This window comes from Aeromicrobium fastidiosum (assembly GCF_017876595.1).
GTDB lineage: Bacteria > Actinomycetota > Actinomycetes > Propionibacteriales > Nocardioidaceae > Aeromicrobium > Aeromicrobium fastidiosum.
Map to the genome: position 1 here is coordinate 2,897,524 of NZ_JAGIOG010000001.1, position 17,370 is coordinate 2,914,893.

Here is a 17,370-nt window from a genome sequence, read left to right on the forward strand (position 1 = left end):
GAAGGAACCACATGCCCGAGAACCAGCACCACGACGCCGTCGTCGGCGACATGAACGACGAGAGCAACGAGGGCGTCGCGAAGTGCCCCGTGATGGGCGGTGAGCGTCCGCACCCGACCGCCGGCTCGGCCAACCAGGAGTGGTGGCCCAACCAGCTCAACCTCAAGATCCTGCGCAAGCACCCCGTCGTCGCCAACCCCATGGGCGAGGAGTTCGACTACGCCGCGGCGTTCAATGCACTCGACCTCGACGCCGTCAAGGCCGACCTCGCCGCGCTGATGACCGACTCGCAGGACTGGTGGCCCGCCGACTTCGGTCACTACGGCCCGTTCTTCATCCGCATGGCGTGGCACAGCGCCGGCACGTACCGCACGAGCGACGGCCGTGGCGGTGCCGGGGCCGGCATGCAGCGCTTCGCCCCGCTCAACAGCTGGCCCGACAACGGCAACCTCGACAAGGCCCGCCGCCTGCTGTGGCCCATCAAGAAGAAGTACGGCGCTGCGATCTCGTGGGCCGACCTCATGATCCTCACCGGCAACGTGGCCCTCGAGACGATGGGCTTCGAGACCTTCGGCTTCGCCGGTGGTCGCGCCGATGTGTGGGAGCCCGACGAGGACGTCTACTGGGGCCCCGAGAGCGAGTGGCTCGGCGGCGACGAGGGCGGCAAGAAGCGCTACACCGGTGATCGCGAGCTCGACAACCCGCTCGCGGCCGTCCAGATGGGTCTGATCTACGTCAACCCCGAGGGCCCCGAGGGCGTCCCCGACCCGCTCGCCTCGGCGCGCGACATCCGCGAGACGTTCGGCCGCATGGCGATGAACGACGAGGAGACCGTGGCGCTGATCGCCGGCGGTCACACCTTCGGCAAGACGCACGGCGCGGGCGACCCCGACCAGTTCGTGGGCCCCGAGCCCGAGGGCGCCTCGATCGAGGAGCAGGGCCTCGGCTGGAAGCAGTCGCTCGGCGACGGCAAGGGCGACAACGTCATCACCAGCGGCCTCGAGGTCACCTGGACGTACCACCCGTCGCGCTGGGACAACGAGTTCTTCCACATCCTGTTCGGCTACGAGTGGGAGCTGTTCAAGAGCCCCGCGGGTGCCAACCAGTGGCGTCCGGTCGGATCCGCCGGCTCCGACATGGTGCCGCTGGCCCACGACGACACCAAGCGTCGTGAGCCCCGCATGCTGACATCCGACCTGGCGCTGCGCTTCGACCCGATCTACGAGCCGATCGCGCGCCGCTTCAAGGACGACCAGGCTGCCTTCGCCGACGCGTTCGCCCGCGCCTGGTTCAAGCTGACGCACCGCGACATGGGCCCGATCCAGCGCTACCTCGGCCCCGAGGTGCCGCAGGAGGAGCTGCTCTGGCAGGACCCGCTGCCCGTCGCCCCGGCCGAGGTCATCGATGCCAACGACATCTCGACCCTCAAGCAGGCCATCGTCGACACGGGTCTCACGGTCTCGCAGCTCGTCACGACGGCGTGGGCCTCGGCCTCGACGTTCCGGGCGAGCGACAAGCGCGGCGGTGCCAACGGTGCTCGCATCCGTCTCGAGCCGCAGAGCGGCTGGGAGGTCAACAACCCCGACCAGCTCGCGTCGGTGCTGCGGACGCTCGAGGGTGTCCAGACGGCGTTCAACGCCGAGGGCGTCAAGGTCTCGCTGGCCGACGTCATCGTGCTCGGTGGAGTCGTCGGTGTCGAGCAGGCTGCCAAGGCTGCCGGCCACGACATCACGGTGCCGTTCACGCCGGGTCGCACCGACGCGACGCAGGAGCAGACCGATGTCGAGTCGTTCGCGGCGCTGGAGCCGGCGCACGACGGGTTCCGCAACTTCCTCGGCAAGGGTCACCGCCTGCCGGCGGAGTTCCTGCTGGTCGACCGCGCGAACCTGCTGTCGCTGAGCGCTCCCGAGCTGACCGTCCTCATCGGTGGCCTGCGCGTGCTCGGCACCAACTGGGACGGCTCGTCGCACGGCGTGCTCACCGACGCGCCCGGCACGCTGACGAACGACTTCTTCGCCAACCTGCTCGACATGGGCACGACGTGGAAGGCGACGTCCGACGCCGCCGACGTGTTCGAGGCCCGCGACGACAGCGGCGCGGTCAAGTGGACCGGCACCCGCAACGACTTGGTGTTCGGCTCCAACTCCGAGCTGCGCGCCATCGCCGAGGTCTACGCCAGCGACGATGCCAAGGAGAAGTTCGTCCGCGACTTCGTCGCCGCGTTCGACAAGGTCATGAACCTGGACCGCTACGACCTGGTCTGATCGCTTCGGTTCGCACAGAGCCCCCGCCAGCGTTGATGCTGGCGGGGGCTCTGGCGTTGACCTTCTGCGCGGTGCCTTCGAACTCTCGCGCGGCGTGCACGGTGAGCGCGTCGAGCGCGGTCTTGGAGCTGGAGGCGACCATCGACGGCTGGCCCGACCAGGCTCCTTCCTCGCCGATGGACCCGCGCCTGCATCGCTCATGAGCGATGTTGGGCGACGTTGACCACGTGGCCATCAGGACTTCGGACGAAGAACCGGCGGATGCCCCATGGTTCGTCGGTGATCGGGTGGACGATCTCGTAGCCACGCCGCTGAGCCTCCTCGTAGGCGGTGTCGACGTCATCGACCTTGATGGTCATGGCGGAGTCCTCTGGTGCCGTCGCATCCCGTGTCACTACCTGGACGCACGCTCCCGAGTCCGCGGAGGTGAACCGGGCCACCCAGCCCTGGTTCATTCCGTCGTCGGTGAGCCCGAGGAACCCGAAGAACTCCCTCGCCCGCTCGATGTCGTCGGTGTGCAGGTTGGCGATGGCTTCTACTGCTTTCATCGTTCAAGTCTGGCACCGCCTCGACGCAGCAACCACCCAGCAGCGGTCGCTGTTCGGTTGTCGATCGGTTGTGCACAGGCTGCGATCGCAGCGAAAACGGGGTGTCGGTGGCGGCGTCTAGGTTGGATGTATGGCCACCACCGCAGCTGTTCCGATCGACGTCTTGACCGACGTCGTTCGTGAACGTGCGCGGGCCGAGGCTCGAGAGGTCGCGTTGATGCTGGAGTTCCGCGATCGTGAGCTGGAACGGATCGAGGCGGAGGCTGAGTCGCCGATGCGGCGGCTGGTCGAGCGTGGTGCGATCGCGTTGGCGATCGGTGAGGCGATGGGGTTCAGCGAGGGGCAGGTGCAGCACCGGTTGTCGTTCGCCGACACGGTCCGTGATCACTCGCCGACCACGTGGAACGCCTTCACCGACGGGCGCATCGATTTGGCGCGGGTGCGGGAGATCGGGCACACGATCAGTCAACTGAAGCGGGCCGAGTCGGTGCACCGCCTCGACGCCAAGGTCGTCGAGTACGCCGAGACCCACACCGTCGCGGAGCTGCGGGCTTGGTTGAAGCGGTTCGTGCGCAGGGTTGAGGCCGACCTGGCCACAGAACGGGCCGAGGACGAGCGGGCCAAGCGGCACGTGTCCGTGCAGCACGGTGATGACTCGATGGGGTTCCTGGGCGCGTACCTGCCATCGCATGAGTTGGCTGCTGTAGCTGACCGGCTCCGGAAAGAAGCCCGCCGGCCGGCCGACCCGGGCGATAACCGCACTGTGGCGCAGCGCGAGGCTGACCTGGTCGCCGCCTGGCTCCTGGGATCGGATGTCGCCGAAGGTGTCATCGATGCGAACATCGGCGTCACCATCGACGCCGACGTCCTGGCCGGCGCGAATCCTGGGTTCGCGGAGTCCACCGACGGCACCTGGGGTGTCCCGGCTGCGTGGATCGCAGCGGTCATCGCGTCCGGGTCCACGTTCTGGCACCGGATCGTCGTCGACCCAGTCAGTGACGACGTCCTGGCCCATGAGTACGTGGGTCGGTTCGCCCCGGACGTCCTCAACATCGCCCTCAGGTTCTTGTACGGGACGTGTCAGGGCCCGGGATGCGTGGTCCCGGCCGAACGATGCGACATCGACCACCGAGTTCCCTGGCCACACGGCCCGACACGGGGTGACAACCTCGGGCCACTGTGCCGAAGACACCACACCTACAAGGGGCATGGGCTCCTGCACTGGAGCACCAGACCCCAGCCGGAACGACCGGCAGCCTGAACACGGCGACCCGTGTAGCGCTCGTGACGACGGCGTGGGCCTCGGTCGCACCGACGCGACGCAGGAGCAGACCGGCGTCGAGTCGTTCGGGCTGATGGAGCCCACGCACGACGGGCTCCGCAACGTCCTCCGCGTTTGCTGCCAACGCGAAGCACCTACTCGCCCAACAGGCCCAGGTCACGAAGGGCGCGAGCCGTGGCCTCCAGCGCATCGGAGCTCGAGCGCGGAGTCCAGCCCAGGACGGTCCGGGCCTTCTCGCTCGAGACCCGGCGCACCTTGCCCAGCTCGCCGACCATGCCGGCCATTCCCGGGTCGGTCCTGGCGGCCTGGTGCACGGCCTCGTCGGGGAGCAGAGGCAGCTCGGGGAGGTCGTGTCCGACCGCGGCACGCAGGATCCGTGCGACCTCCTGGAACGTCAGCGGTTCTCCGGTCGAGGCCAAGAACCGCTCGCCGGCGGCCGCCGGGTCGGTCATCGCTCGGAGATGCAGGTCCGCCGCATCGCGGACGTCGACCACTGTCGTCGCGAGCCGTGGAACCGCCGGCATGGCGGTCATCATCTGGTGCGCGAGACCGGTCGAGGCCGACAGGTCTGACGTCAGGGGAGGGCCGAAGATGCCGACGGGGTTGACGACCGCGAGCTCGAGGTCCCCACCCTCCGAGTCCATGAAGTCCCAGGCGGCCCGCTCCGCCAGGGCCTTGGACCTGATGTAGGCGCTGAGCGGCGCGTCGACGTTGGTCCACGTGTGCTCGTCGAACGCCTCGTCCGTCGGTTCGTGTCCGTAGCCGACGGCGGCGAACGACGACGTCATGACGACCCGGTCGACACCGGCGTCACGCGACGCGCGGAGCACTCGCAGCGCGCCTTCGCGAGCGGGGCGGATCACGTCGTCATCGCTGTCGGGCATCGCCGGTGGGAATGGGGAGGCCACGTGCAGGACGAAGCGGACTCCCTCGACGGCGTCGTTCCACCCGTCGTCCTCGGACAGGTCGGCCACGACGAGCTGCAGAGCATCCCCGCTCTGAACCCCGGCCGAGGCCAGCGCTTCACGCAGCTCGTCCTCGCGGCCCAGGTCACGCACCGTGGTCCGTACCCGATGGCCGGAGCCGAGCAGCTGAGCAATCACGTGAGTGCCGAGGAAGCCAGTGCCTCCTGTGACGAGCACCTGGTCGTCGGTCATGGTGTTTCTCCTCTTCGCATGGATTCAGTCGAAGGTCAGCACGAGCTTGTCGTGCGTCTCGCCCGACTCGAGCAATCTGTGTGCCTGGGCCGCCTCCGTGATCGGCACTACCCGCCGCCGCTTGAGGCGCAGTGTCCCGGCGGCGAGCATCGGCACCGTCACGGCGAGCGCGCCCGGCGCACGATCGGGGCCGGGGTGCGACATGAGCGCCCCAGAGGACGCGACCTCTGGACCGCCGGTCAGGGTGACGACCCTGCTGGGGTCGCCGACAGCCGCGACGGCGGCCGTCAGACCGCCGCGTCCCGCCGCGTCGATGACGGCATCGACGCGGCGGGCGACGCGGTCGAAGACGTTGTCGTCGTGTTTCACGAACTCGCCGCCGAGCTCTCGGACGAGCTCTGCATCTCGCTGGCGTGCCGCTCCGACGACGCGGACCCCGTTCGCACGGGCAAGCTGCACGATGATCGATCCGACCGAACCTGCAGCACCCAGGACGACCAAGGTCTCTCCCCGTGCGGCGTGGCTCTGGAGCAAGGTGCCGACCGCTGCCTCGGCGGACGCCGGCAGCGCGGCCGCGTCGATCCAGCTCACCGACGGGGGCTTCGGATGCCAGACCGATGTGCGCACCAGCTCGCCGTAACCTCCCTGGTCAGCGAGCAGCGCAGCGACCTCGTCACCCACGGCTGCATCGGCACCGATACCGACGGCCTCGACGACCCCGGCTGCCTCGAAGCCGAGGACGTCTCCTGCGCGCTGGGGGAAGACGGCGGCCAGGTGACCCGCGCGGATGTGAAGGTCTGTCGGGCCCACCCCGGCCGCCTTGACGCGGATGACCACCTCGCCCGGCCCTGGCTCAGGGGCCGGCACCTCCTGCCACTCGAGCACGTCGGGCGCACCGAACTCCGTCATCACCATCGCGTGGGACATCTGTTTCTCCTTCGTCATGCCAGTAGTCGGTGACACAGGCGTGCCAGGGCTGCGCGCAGCTCGTCGTCGGGCAGTGCGTCGAGCGCGCGAAGCGCTGGTTTGAGGTCCTGCAGGAAAGCCAGGCCAGCGAGCTGATCGACGGTGGGCTGACGATCGAGGACCGCCGCAGCGAACCGGCCCATGAGCGCGTCCACCCGCTCCTTGACCTCCGGCTGCGCCCGCACCGCCGGGTCGGCGAAGTCGACCGGGGCGACCGTGCGGTAGGCGGTGACCGCGTTGTCGACATAGGCGGCGATCATCCGCTCGCGGCGCACCTCGCTCGAGGCCTCCGACTCGAAGGACTCGAGCAGTGCCTCCAACGCGGAGACCCGCTCGTCCAGGAGCGCATGGAGGATCGCCGCCTTGGTCTTGAAGTAGTAGTAGACATTCGCCTTCTGGACGCCCATGGCGTCTGCGATGTCCTGCAGCGACGTGCCCGCGAACCCGCGGTCGGCGAACAGCTGCCGCGCGGTGTTCAGCACCGCCTGCTTGGTGCGCTTGGCCTGCTCGGCTCTCGTCATGGGTCCCACTCTACATTTCATTAGCCAATCGACAAGTGAAAAGTTCGGACGTGCGCCGTGACCGGGCAGGCAGCAAAGTCGCTCGTGACCCGTGTAGCGTCCGGGCGTGGCCAGTACCCGCCGATCGAAGGCCCGCCGACGAAGCTCGTCGCCTCGGGGTGGCAAGGCGCCAGCGCCGCTGCCGGTCGCGGGGCCGGGGGAGCGCCTGTGGGTGCTCGACGTCCCGTACGGGACGCAGGTCGACGGTGCTGCCTGGCACTCGGCGGTCAAGACTCACCTGTTCGTGGGGCGCGCGCTGCCGGTGCACCTCGAGCCGTACGCCCCCACAGCACACACGCTGGGGCGGTTCATCGAGAACTCCCTCAACCCCGACGACCCGAAGCCAGGCCCTGAGCCGACGGGTGCTCTCGAGCCTCGGAGGATCCAGTTCGAGGCCGCAGACGCGATCGCCGAACGCGCCGCCGCCGGTGGACGGCAGTTCCTCCTGGCCGACGAGCCGGGCGTGGGCAAGACCATCTCGGCCGTCCTCGGCGCGACGGCAGTCGGTGACCTTCGCGGTGCCCGGCGCGTTCTCGTCGTCGCCGATCGTCCCGCTGCCATCACGATCGGGCACTGGTGCCGGACGATCACGGCGCTGGGTGACGGTGGGCTCGAGTGGGTCGTCATCACCTGGGACAGGCTCGACAAGGTCAAGGACCACACCTGGGACGTGATCATCGCCGACGAGGCCCACGCGCTGCGCCGCACCGAGACCAAGCGGTGGAAGCTCTGGGCGACGATCTCGGGTCACCGGTTGCCGCACGACAAGGCACCGTTCGTCATCGCGACGACCGCGACGCCCGGGCACACGCCGCTCGAGCTGCCGTACCTCGCTCCCGCCTACGCGCAGGTGCTGGGGGAGCCGATGCGGGAGTGGACGTCTGCGGCGAAACCGGGCCCCGCGTTCGCCGCCGCGCTCGAGCGTCACGGCGTCGGGGTGGAGCACGGTCGCTACGGCGCGACCTGGACGACCGACCCCGAGCGGCGGGCGGCAGACCTCCGGCTGGTGCGCGGCTGGCTCGCCGACGAGCGTCCCCCGGCGATGCTGCACCGCGCGGCCTCGTGGGGGCCGGTGCCGATCTCCGGCATGCCGGTGACGCTCACGCCGATCGAACGGACCGCCTACGAGGCCGAGTGGGGAGAGTTCTGCCGCGAGATGGACCTCGCTCGGCGCGGACGCAGCGTCGCGAAGGGACGAGCTGCGCTGCTGCGGTTCCGCCAGAAGGCCGGGCTGATCCGGGTCGACTCGACCGTGGCCTGGATCGCCCAGCAGGTGCAGGCTGAGCGGCAGGTCGCGTGCTCGGTCGAGTTCGTCACGACCGCCGCCGATCCCATCGTCGACCGGTTGCGCGACTCCGGCATCGAGGTGGCGACGATCTACGGCCGCGACCGGTTCGACGTCGAGGCAGAGCGTCTCCGGTTCCAGACCGGTGGGGCCAAGGTCTGCGTCTTCACCACCGTCGCGTCCATCAGTCTGCACGCCGGCGAGACCCTCGCGGACGGCCGACAGGCCAGCACCCAGCCACGAGTCGGCATCTTCCACCAGGCCCGCTTCTCCGGCATCGCCGCACGACAGGTGACCGGCCGCACGCACCGCGATCACCAGGTGTCGCCGTGGCACATCGCGTACGCCGAGGGCACCGTCGAGGAACAAGTCGGCAAGGTCATGGTGGAACGGATCGCCGCCGCCTCCGACTCCGTGGGCAGCGACACCTCCGGCCTCACCGACCTCGCGGCGCTGCTCGGTGCCGACTGGCTGCCGCCCGCAGCGATGACGGCAGACGCCTGACCAGCGTTCGATCGGCCCTCGACTATCGTTCGGGGCGATGATCACTCGACGCGACGCCGCCCAGCGTCTGGACATCCCGCTGGAGATGGCGGCCCGCCACGGACTTCCGGCGCACCTCACGGAGGACCAACTGAGCGAGATCGAGGGCAACCCGCCACCGTGGCTCGTCCAGTCCCGCACCAACCGCACCAGCAAGAAGCCGGTCTGGGTCGATCTGGTGTGCGACGTCTGCGGATTCAGCGAGAAGGCCAGGCCCAAGAAGTGGTGGCCGACGTTCACCTACGTCAGCTGCGACTCCCACGACTCGTCCGAGCTCCCGCCCCCGCGTACCAGCGACCTGCGCGCCGAGGTGCCGGGAGTCGGCAGCAGGTTCATCGGCTGGGTCGACACCACGCTCGACTGAGCGATCGTCGTCCGTCGAGCATGAACCTGACGCGTGCCATGGTCGACGAACGCGCCTCCCTCACCTGTTGCAGGACCCTAGCGACGCTCGAGCCCTGGCCGTGCTGCGCCGCTACTACGCATGGCCGACCGCGACTGCTTCACGGCAGACGACCTCGTGGCCGTCATATTCTTGTCGGTGGACGTGTCGGGCGCAGGCGGCCATCCGGCTGCTCGATACCCGAGCACAGGCGGTAACGGACCTGCCATCGGTTCTGGGTCCTGGCCGGGATCTCGTCGACGCGGCTGTCGAACTGTGGCCCGCCGACTGGGCGGGGGTGGAACCTCCACGACGCGCTGCTGACTCTCCCGGTGTCCGACCCACCACGGCGAGCAAGTTGCCGGTCCAAAGGAGGCCTCACCTACGTCCCATCTACGACTCGGCTCCTAGCCGAACTTATTGGGCCTCATCAACTAGGGAATTCGCTGCGAGCGCATCTGACCGCAGACACCTCCCTCCAAGAGCGCCCGGTGAGACTGCGACGAAACGCCGATCTCCTTGACAGGTCTGCGCCGTCAGAGTGATCGAAGTCGTGACCTGGATGGGCGGCAAGTACGGGTTCGCGGCTCTATGAGCCACGCATCCGAGGCCGGCCTCGTCCAATTCGAGCTTGAGATTCCCAGCGTCGATCTGCTCATCAACGCCGAGGAGAAGTTTGTCCGCGGCTGGGTTGCCACGTTCCGCAGGCCATCTGTGCCGTCAGCCTCAGTTGGCTCAGCTCCTCTGGTTTGCGCAATGGCTAGCCCGCGCGATTTGGCGCGGTTGGAGCGTCGAGACCCGTGTGGGCCGCATGCGATGAGATAGTGCAACGGTGCGAAACTGGCGGACTTTGACCGATATCGATTTTGAAGAGCTTTCGGCGGATTTGCTTGGTGCGGAGTTTAATACCCGCATTGAGCGTTTCGGCCGAGGAGCGGACGGGGGGATTGACCTCCGCTGGAGAATAGGTTCGGCGAAGTACGGGATTGCTCAGTGCAAGCATTATCTGGACTCGTCCTTTGGGCAACTCAAAGCATCCGCATCGAAGGAGATCCCGAAGGTTCGCAAGTTAAAACCAGCTCGCTACGTGTTCGCTACCTCGCGCGAACTTACCGTCCATCAAAAAGGCCAGATCTGTGATCTCTTTGATCCGTGGATGAGGGATCCCAGCGACGTCTTCAGTGGCATGGATCTGGATCAGTTGCTGGACAAGAACGAGACGGTCGACCGCAAGCATGTCAAGTTATGGCTAGCGACGGGCGCGCATCTGTTCTGGGCAATGCACCCCGAGTTGGCCTCGAGATCCGAAGCGTTGCGGGAGCGCATTGATCGAACAATCTCTAACTATGTTGGAATGGGCACATTTGAGCGCGCAAAGAACATTCTCGAAAAAGAGAAGGTTTGTTTGATTGCGGGGCAGCCTGGCGTTGGGAAAACGGTCTTGGCTCACATGCTTATTGCAGATCATATGCGGCGCGGCTTCGATGTAGTAGAGGTTTCCGGCGACATCGACGAAGCGTGGACTGCACTTGACCCTAATAGGCCCCAAGTGTTCATTTATGATGACTTCCTAGGTCAACTCGCGTTTTCTGAAAGGCTTGGGAAGAATGAGGATTCACGGTTGAGCGATTTTGTGGACAAGATTCGTTTTCAGAAATCAACGCGGCTCATCCTTACGACGCGCGAATACATCTTGCGCGACGCCCGGATTGCATACTCGCGCCTTGACGGGATTAGTCGGCGTGGTCGATATATCCTAGAACTGAAGCATTACTCCAGAAACGACCGAGCTCGGATTCTTTACAATCATGCTTGGCGTTCCGGGCTTAGTCCATCCGCCCTTTCGGAACTCTCGGATGGCGGGTGGAAGCGAATTATCGATCACCCGAACTTCAGTCCTAGGTTGGTCGAATACGGCACAAGGCTAGACTGGGATGCTAGCCAGGGATCTTGGCTCGACGCATTCGTGTACGCCCTCGACAACCCTTCGACGCTCTGGCGAAGGACATTTGAGAGTCACTTAACGGATCAGGACAGGGCCCTACTTTTCGTTCTCGCGTCGTTTAGTGGGTCCGTCGAGCTGGAAGCGGTCAAGGTTGCGTACCGAAGTCTCCTCGAACGGCTTTCACTTCCCTTCTCGTCAGCAGCGTTGAAGCGGTCGTTGGAAACGTTGGAGGGGACTTTTATCGCCGTAAATCAGGACCACCGCGGAGCGGTCGTGCAGTTTCACAATCCCTCCATTGTTGATTTTGTCCTCAATGAGTTGCAGGATGACACGGAGATGCAGCGCGACCTGATTCGAAGCGCAACTCACTTCGAACAGCTCGAACGTCTGTGGGCATCCCAGACAGCGACTACGACCGTCTCAGATAGGTCTGGCACCAGTGCATCCCGGTCGAAAGTGCTTAGCTCTCTCGCCGCCGCTGATTACTCTGCGGCTGCCGATCGCCTATACACTTGCGACCCGCTCGCACCACGCACGAATTACCACGGCAGCGCGTCCGAGTCGTTGGAGGACCGTTTCGCATTCGTAGTCAGTCTGCCAGCGGCGTGGCGACCGAAGAAGAAATGGCTGAAGTCGCACGCCGTTCACCTCCTCTCCCGCTGGACGAACCACAAAGGCGATAAGACGTTGGCGTATGACTTCATCTTCGGGGCGCGCTCCCAAGCGAGGGACTTCTTTCCTCCAGCTGCGGAGGCTGTGCTTGAGGATTGGCTGAAAGGTGAGCTCTCTGTCACGGAAGACTGGAGGCTCCTCGGTCTATTTCTAGCCTCCGAGGGAACCTATCCGCTGCCAGGCGATTACGCGGAGCGATTCACCGAGCATGCGGAGGCGGAACTCGAGCGCTGGGATCCTGCGCCGCCGGAGCTATCTACACTTAGATCATTGAGTGACGATTTCGGTACATATGACCTCGACGCTTACTTCGACGAGGCATCAGAGCGAGAGAACCAGTCAGACGAGGCCACGAGTGAGACCGCACCCGAGTCCGAGCGAGGGGCGGCCCGGGACCTCAGCGATACTGACTCCGCCATCTCGGCCTATTTTGATCGGTTCTGACGCCTTCCAGCTGGCGGTCTTGGGCGCCGTAGCGCCGCTGGATACCGTCAGAACGCGACGATCGGCAGCTCGCGGAAGACCACGACGGGTGTGCCTCCCGGCGCGATAGCCGGGATCCGCACCCGGTCGTGCCGCACCCCGACGCTCACGACGGGCAGGTCCCCGCACGAGCTGAGACCGACGCTGCGGATGTCCCCGGTGTCGGGCGGGCCGCCCATCAGCTGCTCGGTCATGTACTCGCGATCGGCGTCGGCCGTCTGCTCCGACACCCGCGGACCGCCACGTGTCAGCACGTCGTCGCAGCGCTCGCCGATGGATCTGTGGGCCGTGGCCCAAGGAGAGTCGGGAGTGGTCGGCGAGGGGGACGCCGATGGCGGCCGAGGATCGTCGCCCAACACCGCGCCCGCCGTGAACACCCCGGCCAGGATCGCTGCTGACACTGCGAGGCCGATCACCACCGGCTTCAGCTGGATGTCTGGTGTCACACTGCTGCCCCCTTGGGGCACGAGCGAATCGCCGTCGGGCGCCTTCGTCGTCGCTCGATCGTCCCCGCCGATGGAACAGGCTGTCAAGGAGGATTGATCGGCGCGCGCCGGAAGGCACAGGACTTGTCACGTCGGTGACAAGTTCTCCACCGCTCGAAGCCCGTCGCAGGTATTAATCACGTCATCGCAGAGAACAGGTCTAGCGTCCGGGTCATGACGATCGCGGGAAGCACTGAGGAACTGCTGTGGAACGTCTCGCATCAGGCGAGATGGGAGACGGGGCTGACCCGAAATTATGTCAAGGAGATGCACACTGACTTCACTGTCACGGCAGCCACCGAGCACGAGGAGACGACCACCGGCAATCTGCTGCGCCATCTTGCGTACTACGGACAGCAGGTAGGAGTGTTGGCAGTGCAGCACACCAAGCGCTTGGAGGGGGGCTACCAGCGGAAGGGGCGGCAGGTGCATGTCCCAAGCGGTGCGGACCTCGAGCTCGCGGTGGAGATCGGTCCCGGCCTGTGGCTCAATCTGTTGCTGCAGGCAAAGGCGCTGAAGGTGTCGAAATCCTCAGCAACGTACTCCAGGTGGTCTCCGTCGCAGAACCAGAAGCTGATCGACTGGGCCAACGCTCACGGTCGTGTCCCGGGGATGTTGCTCTACAACGACCTCTTTCCCCCCTTCGTGAGCTTGGCACCTCCTCAACACTTTCCGGACTACGCGTGTACAGCCTTCGGGGCGTGCCCGTCGGTCAGTCGGACGCAGTTGGGGGCGTGGGGAACCAATTCCCACTGCGTGGGCCCCGCGATGACGCCGGTGGGTATCAGCATGTGCCTCGACGAGGCGCTGATGCTGGCCGCGAAGGCGTCGCCATCTCTTCTCCGCGACTTCCACTTCCAGATCGAGCACCTCCTGCATGACGACGAGCACGGCCTCGCTGTCGATTCGACGGGTAGGACGCTGGGTGGCCTGGCCACCCCGAACCCACCTGATTGGGCGGCTCGTCTGCTGGCAGCACGGGATGCTCCCGCACCCGAGGTCCTCGATGTCGACCGGCCGGACATCGACGACCGTCCGGTCGAGGCAGCGGCGCGCGTCTCCGTCGTGATGCCGTTCTTCGATGGACGGTAGTCGATTGCCAACGGCGATGAACGTTCGTACTACTTCATACTGAGGCCCATGAGGAAGACCAAGATTGATCGTCGCCTGCTCAAGTCCATGGAGGACGGCCGGATCGCGACGATCGTCAGGGACGCTTTCGAGCTCACCTTCACCGACGGGTTCGTGCTCGCGTTGACGGACGACTGGGTGGTTCTGCACTCGCTCGACGGCGTGTACCTCGACGGCATCGTGATGCTGCGTCTGCGGGACATCTCACGGGTTCTGTTCCGCGACGACGACGCTTATCACCACCGCGCCATCGCAGCCCTCGGCGAGACGGTCACCGAGTTCACCTGCGACGACGACGTGAGCGTGTCCGACCTGCTCGTTCTGGCGTCAGCTCGAGACGGCATCTTCACCTTCTACTGCGAGGTGCTTGAGGACGAGCCCCTGATCATCGGCCGACTGATCGAGCTCCGCAAGAAGTCGTTCGACATCCACTACGTCGGACGCGACGGGGAGTGGGCACCTGAGATCGAGCGCTGGAAGTACCGAGACGTCACCCGCATCGAGGTGGGCGGTCGCTACCTCGACGCGCTCAACCGATTCGCCGACCCGTACTCAGGCGGCGGCACCGAGCCGTCCGATGATCTCCAAACGGCCGACGCCTGAGCCGTCAAGCAGCCATCTACCGCCGGAACGTCACGTGCGTCGTCCCGCTCTCGGCGACCTCGGTCGTCACCTGGTGGGTGAGCTCGAGCCCCTCGAGTCCGTCCCAGAAGCGGTTGCCGCGCCCCAGCACGATCGGTGCGATCGCGACGTGGAGGTCGTCGACCAGACCGGCGAGCAAGAAGTCGCGGGCGGTGCTGGCTCCGCCGCCGATACGAACGTCCTGACCGTCGGCGGACGCGACAGCCTCGGCCAGCACGTCCTTGATGGCGCCGCTGCGGAAGTGGAAGGTTGTGCCGCCCTTGGTCAGCGACGGCCGCGGTGCGGCGTGGGTCAGCACGTAGACCGGCATGTCGAACGGGGGCTCGTCGCCCCACCAGCCCTCCCAGTCCGGATCGTCCGGGAAGGTGTGCAGGCCGAACATGCCCGCGCCCATGATCTCGGCACCGACGCCCTCGAAGTACGCCCGCGCGTAGTCGTCCTCGGTGCTGGTCGTCCCTGCTCCGGTGGTGTCGCCGAAGACGCGCTCCTGCATCGTGCGGGTCGACGTGTAGGCCGCCATGAGACGTCCCCAGTCCTGGCCCATCGGGTTCTCCACATCGTGCCCGCCGGACGTGTAGCCGTCCAGGGAGATGTTGATGTCGGCGCGCACTCGGGTCATGTCGGGGTCCTTCGGCTGGGAGACGCGCCCATTGTGCACCGGGTCGCGGGCACGGCGATACGTTGGCGCCATGACGGATCAGCCCGGGTACGACGCCTTGGCGGATCTGTACGACCAGACGTTCCCCGACGGTTACTCGTCCGACGAGGAGCGTGCCGCCGTTGACCGCTTCGACACGGCGCTGGCCGACAGCGGAGCATCCGGACCCGTCGTCGACGTCGGCTGCGGCACTGGCCACCAAGCGCACGAATTGTCGACAAAGGGGTTCGACGTCATCGGTGTCGACCCGTCCGCCGAGATGCTGGCGCACGCGCGCCGCCGGTTCCCCGACCTCGCGCTCGTCCAGGACGACGCACGCCTCGGGTCGTTGGGCACCTGGCAGCTCTCCGGCATCCTCGCGAGGTACAGCCTCATCCACGTGCCGCCCGAGCAGCTCGCGGACGTCCTTGCCGCATGGGCCATGCGACTGAGGCCGGGCGGCGTCGTGATGACCGCGTTCCAGGCGATCGAGACGGATGCCGCGCACGACGTCGAGGAGTTCGACCACGTCGTGGCACCCGCCTGGCGGTGGCGGCCGGACGCGATGTCGGCGATGCTCGCGACCGTCGGCCTCGCCGAGCGCTGGCGCATGGTCACCCCGCCGGCCGACGGGTTCCGCCGGTTCCCGGAGTGCCACCTGATGCACGTCCGGACATCTCGGCGGGGCGCTGCACCAGCTCGATGAGCAACGGGTGGGCCGCCAAGGCACGACGCGCCCGGTGCAGTCGGACCCGCGCCGTCCCTGGGCGCATGCCCACGACCGACGCGGCGTCGGCGATCGACAGCTGCTCCCACTCGGTGAGTCGGATGAGCTCCCGATCGGGCTCCTTGAGCGATGCGAGCGCCTCACGCACCGCCCGCACCGACGGAGCCCCATCGGCGGACGCGTCGCCTGCCCGGCCGTCGTGGACGCGGACGCGCTCGTGCTCGGCCACACGTCGCCGGGACGTCGTTCGCTCCGCGGCCAGGAGCAGCCTTCGTGCCGTCCCGAACAGCCAGGCACGCCGCAGCTCCGCTGCCGGAAGGTCATTCATGCGGCGCAGTGCGATGACGAACACCTCGCCGAGGAGGTCCGCGCCCGACTCGCCGGCCCGGCGACAGAGGTACCCGTGGATCTCGCGTGCGTGCCGGCGGTACAGCTCCTCGACGTCCGCCGGTGTCGCGGGTCGCGGAGTCACCATCGTGGGTCGTAGCCGAGCTCGGGGGCGAGCCCGGGCATGCAGGCTTGGCCGTTGAGCGCGGCTGCGGCCGCGGACGGCTGCTCCGAACGGACTGCCCGCTCGAGGACGGGGAGCCACGAGGCTTCGGACTCGTTCGCTAGCTCGTCGTCGGTGTCCGTGATCGACGGCCAGGTGCGAGCGCTGAGGATCACCGCCGCGGCCTCGTCCTCGGCGGGCTCGTCACCTGTTCGCAGGGCCGCGGCCCACCGGTCGGTCCACGAGCAGACGGCGTGACTGGCTATCCACAGGCGCAGCGCCCCCATGGAGACGACCGTGTCCTCGTCGGAGAGGTCACCGACCTCCCAGCTCAGGGCATTGGCTCGCGTCCACAGCGAAGGGAAGTGGATGTCGCGCGTTGCGCCGTCGAGGACGGTCGCGAAGTCGGGAGCTGCCGGGTCGATCCGCTCCCCGGGACCGCCGAGCTCGAGATCCTCCGCGTCGGACGCGAACCTCCCGGTGTGCGCGCTCAGCACATTCGCGGTTGCAGCACCGGCGACACCCACAGCCCCGACCGCGACGATGCCGGCGACGACCGTCCTCCAGCGCCGGGTGCGCCGCACCACTGGCTGACGTCCGGCGCACTCAATCTGCTGCCACAGCTCTGATTCATGCTCGGGGGTCAGCTGCGGCACCTCGGGTGCCGCGGCCCGAAGCGCTGGGCCGTGGTCGTCCGTCCAGCCGTGATTCGTGTCGTCGTGTGTCATCGTCGCTCCCAGATCGTGCCTCAACCTAGAAGTGTCGACGCGTTACATGCACATCACCCGATGCGCAGCTCGGTGATCAGCCCGTCGGCCAGCGTGAACCGGTACGCCAGGTCGGCCACGCCGCCGGGAAAGTTGCCCTCGATCCGGATGCGGGCGACCCAGTGGTCGTCGTCGACGCGCTCGGAGCCGGTCAGCTCGGTCGTGTAGGTGTACTCGCTCGCGGCGGTGCGCAGGAAGCGGTCGATCTCGTCGGTGCCGCGGAACGTGCTGCCCTGGTCGGTGACCACGGCGTCGGGCGCGAGGGTGACGAGGGTGGCCTCGACGTCGTCGGCAGCGTGGGCGGTCAGGAAGGTGCTGATGGTGTCAGGAAGAGTTGTCATGCCATCACCCTGTGGCGTCCCGGCGGGGGAGACGCAAGCACTGGACTCTCCCCCGGGGAGAGG

The 17,370-nt window shown here is 66.9% G+C and carries 18 protein-coding genes; 9 read left to right on the top strand and 9 right to left on the bottom strand.

What is annotated here, in order from left to right:
- Positions 1–11: 11 nt before the first annotated feature.
- A complete protein-coding gene (katG, locus tag JOF40_RS14395; RefSeq protein WP_129184303.1) occupies positions 12–2,264 on the top strand; it encodes a catalase/peroxidase HPI in 2,253 nt (750 codons plus the stop codon).
- A 197-nt stretch (positions 2,265–2,461) separates the two neighbouring features.
- Here the strand turns inward: katG and JOF40_RS14400 are convergent, their stop codons facing one another.
- Positions 2,462–2,812 (bottom strand): VOC family protein, encoded by a 351-nt coding sequence (locus JOF40_RS14400; protein ID WP_129184301.1) that lies wholly within the window; start codon positions 2,810–2,812, stop codon positions 2,462–2,464.
- Between the two features lie 130 nt (positions 2,813–2,942).
- On the opposite strand from JOF40_RS14400, the gene JOF40_RS14405 reads away from it, so the two are divergent.
- Positions 2,943–4,073 carry an HNH endonuclease signature motif containing protein gene (locus JOF40_RS14405; protein ID WP_129184299.1) on the top strand — a complete coding sequence of 377 codons (1,131 nt, stop codon included), beginning with the start codon at positions 2,943–2,945 and terminating at the stop codon, positions 4,071–4,073.
- 155 nt (positions 4,074–4,228) lie between these two features.
- On the opposite strand, the gene JOF40_RS14410 is transcribed toward JOF40_RS14405, so the two are convergent.
- The 3 genes from JOF40_RS14410 to JOF40_RS14420 are packed head-to-tail and all read right to left on the bottom strand — an operon-like array spanning position 4,229 to position 6,738.
- Positions 4,229–5,251, bottom strand: coding sequence for an SDR family oxidoreductase (locus tag JOF40_RS14410; protein WP_129184297.1), 1,023 nt, complete (start codon positions 5,249–5,251; stop codon positions 4,229–4,231).
- A 24-nt stretch (positions 5,252–5,275) separates the two neighbouring features.
- Positions 5,276–6,178: a quinone oxidoreductase family protein gene (locus JOF40_RS14415; protein WP_129184295.1), complete on the bottom strand. Its 903-nt coding sequence runs from the start codon at positions 6,176–6,178 to the stop codon at positions 5,276–5,278.
- Positions 6,179–6,192: 14 nt separating this feature from the next.
- Complete coding sequence (locus JOF40_RS14420; RefSeq protein ID WP_188111845.1) at positions 6,193–6,738, bottom strand: TetR/AcrR family transcriptional regulator; 546 nt, start codon at positions 6,736–6,738, stop codon at positions 6,193–6,195.
- Between the two features lie 106 nt (positions 6,739–6,844).
- Between JOF40_RS14420 and JOF40_RS14425 the strand changes: the two genes are divergently transcribed.
- From JOF40_RS14425 to JOF40_RS14435, 4 genes are all read left to right on the top strand, one after another.
- Complete coding sequence (locus JOF40_RS14425) at positions 6,845–8,566, top strand: DEAD/DEAH box helicase (protein ID WP_129184291.1); 1,722 nt, start codon at positions 6,845–6,847, stop codon at positions 8,564–8,566.
- A 37-nt stretch (positions 8,567–8,603) separates the two neighbouring features.
- The gene (locus tag JOF40_RS14430) at positions 8,604–8,969 is read left to right on the top strand and encodes a hypothetical protein (RefSeq protein ID WP_129184289.1); all 366 of its coding nucleotides are present in this window, start codon (positions 8,604–8,606) and stop codon (positions 8,967–8,969) included.
- Between the two features lie 100 nt (positions 8,970–9,069).
- Positions 9,070–9,510 (top strand): DUF6308 family protein, encoded by a 441-nt coding sequence (locus tag JOF40_RS20380; RefSeq protein WP_223148479.1) that lies wholly within the window; start codon positions 9,070–9,072, stop codon positions 9,508–9,510.
- Positions 9,511–9,819: 309 nt separating this feature from the next.
- Positions 9,820–12,048 (top strand): nSTAND3 domain-containing NTPase, encoded by a 2,229-nt coding sequence (locus tag JOF40_RS14435; protein ID WP_129184287.1) that lies wholly within the window; start codon positions 9,820–9,822, stop codon positions 12,046–12,048.
- A 47-nt stretch (positions 12,049–12,095) separates the two neighbouring features.
- Here the strand turns inward: JOF40_RS14435 and JOF40_RS14440 are convergent, their stop codons facing one another.
- Positions 12,096–12,533, bottom strand: coding sequence for a hypothetical protein (locus JOF40_RS14440; protein ID WP_129184285.1), 438 nt, complete (start codon positions 12,531–12,533; stop codon positions 12,096–12,098).
- Positions 12,534–12,746: 213 nt separating this feature from the next.
- Here JOF40_RS14440 and JOF40_RS14445 point away from each other — a divergent pair, with 213 nt between their 5' ends.
- Positions 12,747–13,664 carry a DUF6615 family protein gene (locus tag JOF40_RS14445; protein WP_129184283.1) on the top strand — a complete coding sequence of 306 codons (918 nt, stop codon included), beginning with the start codon at positions 12,747–12,749 and terminating at the stop codon, positions 13,662–13,664.
- Between the two features lie 48 nt (positions 13,665–13,712).
- On the top strand, positions 13,713–14,306 hold the full coding sequence (locus JOF40_RS14450) for a hypothetical protein (protein WP_129184281.1): 594 nt from the start codon (positions 13,713–13,715) through the stop codon (positions 14,304–14,306).
- A 16-nt stretch (positions 14,307–14,322) separates the two neighbouring features.
- Here JOF40_RS14450 and JOF40_RS14455 read toward each other — a convergent pair whose 3' ends face one another.
- The gene (locus tag JOF40_RS14455) at positions 14,323–14,964 is read right to left on the bottom strand and encodes a dihydrofolate reductase family protein (RefSeq protein ID WP_129184279.1); all 642 of its coding nucleotides are present in this window, start codon (positions 14,962–14,964) and stop codon (positions 14,323–14,325) included.
- 70 nt (positions 14,965–15,034) lie between these two features.
- Between JOF40_RS14455 and JOF40_RS14460 the strand changes: the two genes are divergently transcribed.
- Positions 15,035–15,688, top strand: coding sequence for a class I SAM-dependent DNA methyltransferase (locus JOF40_RS14460; protein WP_129184277.1), 654 nt, complete (start codon positions 15,035–15,037; stop codon positions 15,686–15,688).
- Here JOF40_RS14460 and JOF40_RS14465 read toward each other — a convergent pair.
- Genes JOF40_RS14465 through JOF40_RS14475 form a run of 3 tightly spaced genes read right to left on the bottom strand, consistent with a single transcriptional unit; the run spans position 15,597 to position 17,307 of the window.
- Complete coding sequence (locus JOF40_RS14465; protein ID WP_209674622.1) at positions 15,597–16,181, bottom strand: RNA polymerase sigma factor; 585 nt, start codon at positions 16,179–16,181, stop codon at positions 15,597–15,599. The two genes, JOF40_RS14460 and JOF40_RS14465, sit on opposite strands and share 92 nt — an antisense overlap.
- Positions 16,178–16,927: a hypothetical protein gene (locus tag JOF40_RS14470; RefSeq protein ID WP_129184274.1), complete on the bottom strand. Its 750-nt coding sequence runs from the start codon at positions 16,925–16,927 to the stop codon at positions 16,178–16,180. The genes JOF40_RS14465 and JOF40_RS14470 overlap by 4 nt, the downstream gene beginning before the upstream one ends.
- A 53-nt stretch (positions 16,928–16,980) precedes the next feature.
- The gene (locus tag JOF40_RS14475; protein ID WP_129184272.1) at positions 16,981–17,307 is read right to left on the bottom strand and encodes a nuclear transport factor 2 family protein; all 327 of its coding nucleotides are present in this window, start codon (positions 17,305–17,307) and stop codon (positions 16,981–16,983) included.
- Positions 17,308–17,370 lie beyond the last annotated feature (63 nt).

Coding starts and splice junctions, on each gene's coding strand:
- JOF40_RS14450 (WP_129184281.1), top strand. CDS start 13,713: ATGAGGAAGACCAAGATTGATCGTCGCCTGCTCAAGTCCATGGAGGAC.
- JOF40_RS14445 (WP_129184283.1), top strand. CDS start 12,747: ATGACGATCGCGGGAAGCACTGAGGAACTGCTGTGGAACGTCTCGCAT.
- JOF40_RS14420 (WP_188111845.1), bottom strand. CDS start 6,738: ATGACGAGAGCCGAGCAGGCCAAGCGCACCAAGCAGGCGGTGCTGAAC.
- JOF40_RS14455 (WP_129184279.1), bottom strand. CDS start 14,964: ATGACCCGAGTGCGCGCCGACATCAACATCTCCCTGGACGGCTACACG.
- JOF40_RS14405 (WP_129184299.1), top strand. CDS start 2,943: ATGGCCACCACCGCAGCTGTTCCGATCGACGTCTTGACCGACGTCGTT.
- JOF40_RS14430 (WP_129184289.1), top strand. CDS start 8,604: ATGATCACTCGACGCGACGCCGCCCAGCGTCTGGACATCCCGCTGGAG.
- katG (WP_129184303.1), top strand. CDS start 12: ATGCCCGAGAACCAGCACCACGACGCCGTCGTCGGCGACATGAACGAC.
- JOF40_RS14415 (WP_129184295.1), bottom strand. CDS start 6,178: ATGTCCCACGCGATGGTGATGACGGAGTTCGGTGCGCCCGACGTGCTC.
- JOF40_RS14410 (WP_129184297.1), bottom strand. CDS start 5,251: ATGACCGACGACCAGGTGCTCGTCACAGGAGGCACTGGCTTCCTCGGC.
- JOF40_RS14475 (WP_129184272.1), bottom strand. CDS start 17,307: ATGACAACTCTTCCTGACACCATCAGCACCTTCCTGACCGCCCACGCT.
- JOF40_RS14460 (WP_129184277.1), top strand. CDS start 15,035: ATGACGGATCAGCCCGGGTACGACGCCTTGGCGGATCTGTACGACCAG.
- JOF40_RS14400 (WP_129184301.1), bottom strand. CDS start 2,812: ATGAAAGCAGTAGAAGCCATCGCCAACCTGCACACCGACGACATCGAG.
- JOF40_RS14470 (WP_129184274.1), bottom strand. CDS start 16,927: ATGACACACGACGACACGAATCACGGCTGGACGGACGACCACGGCCCA.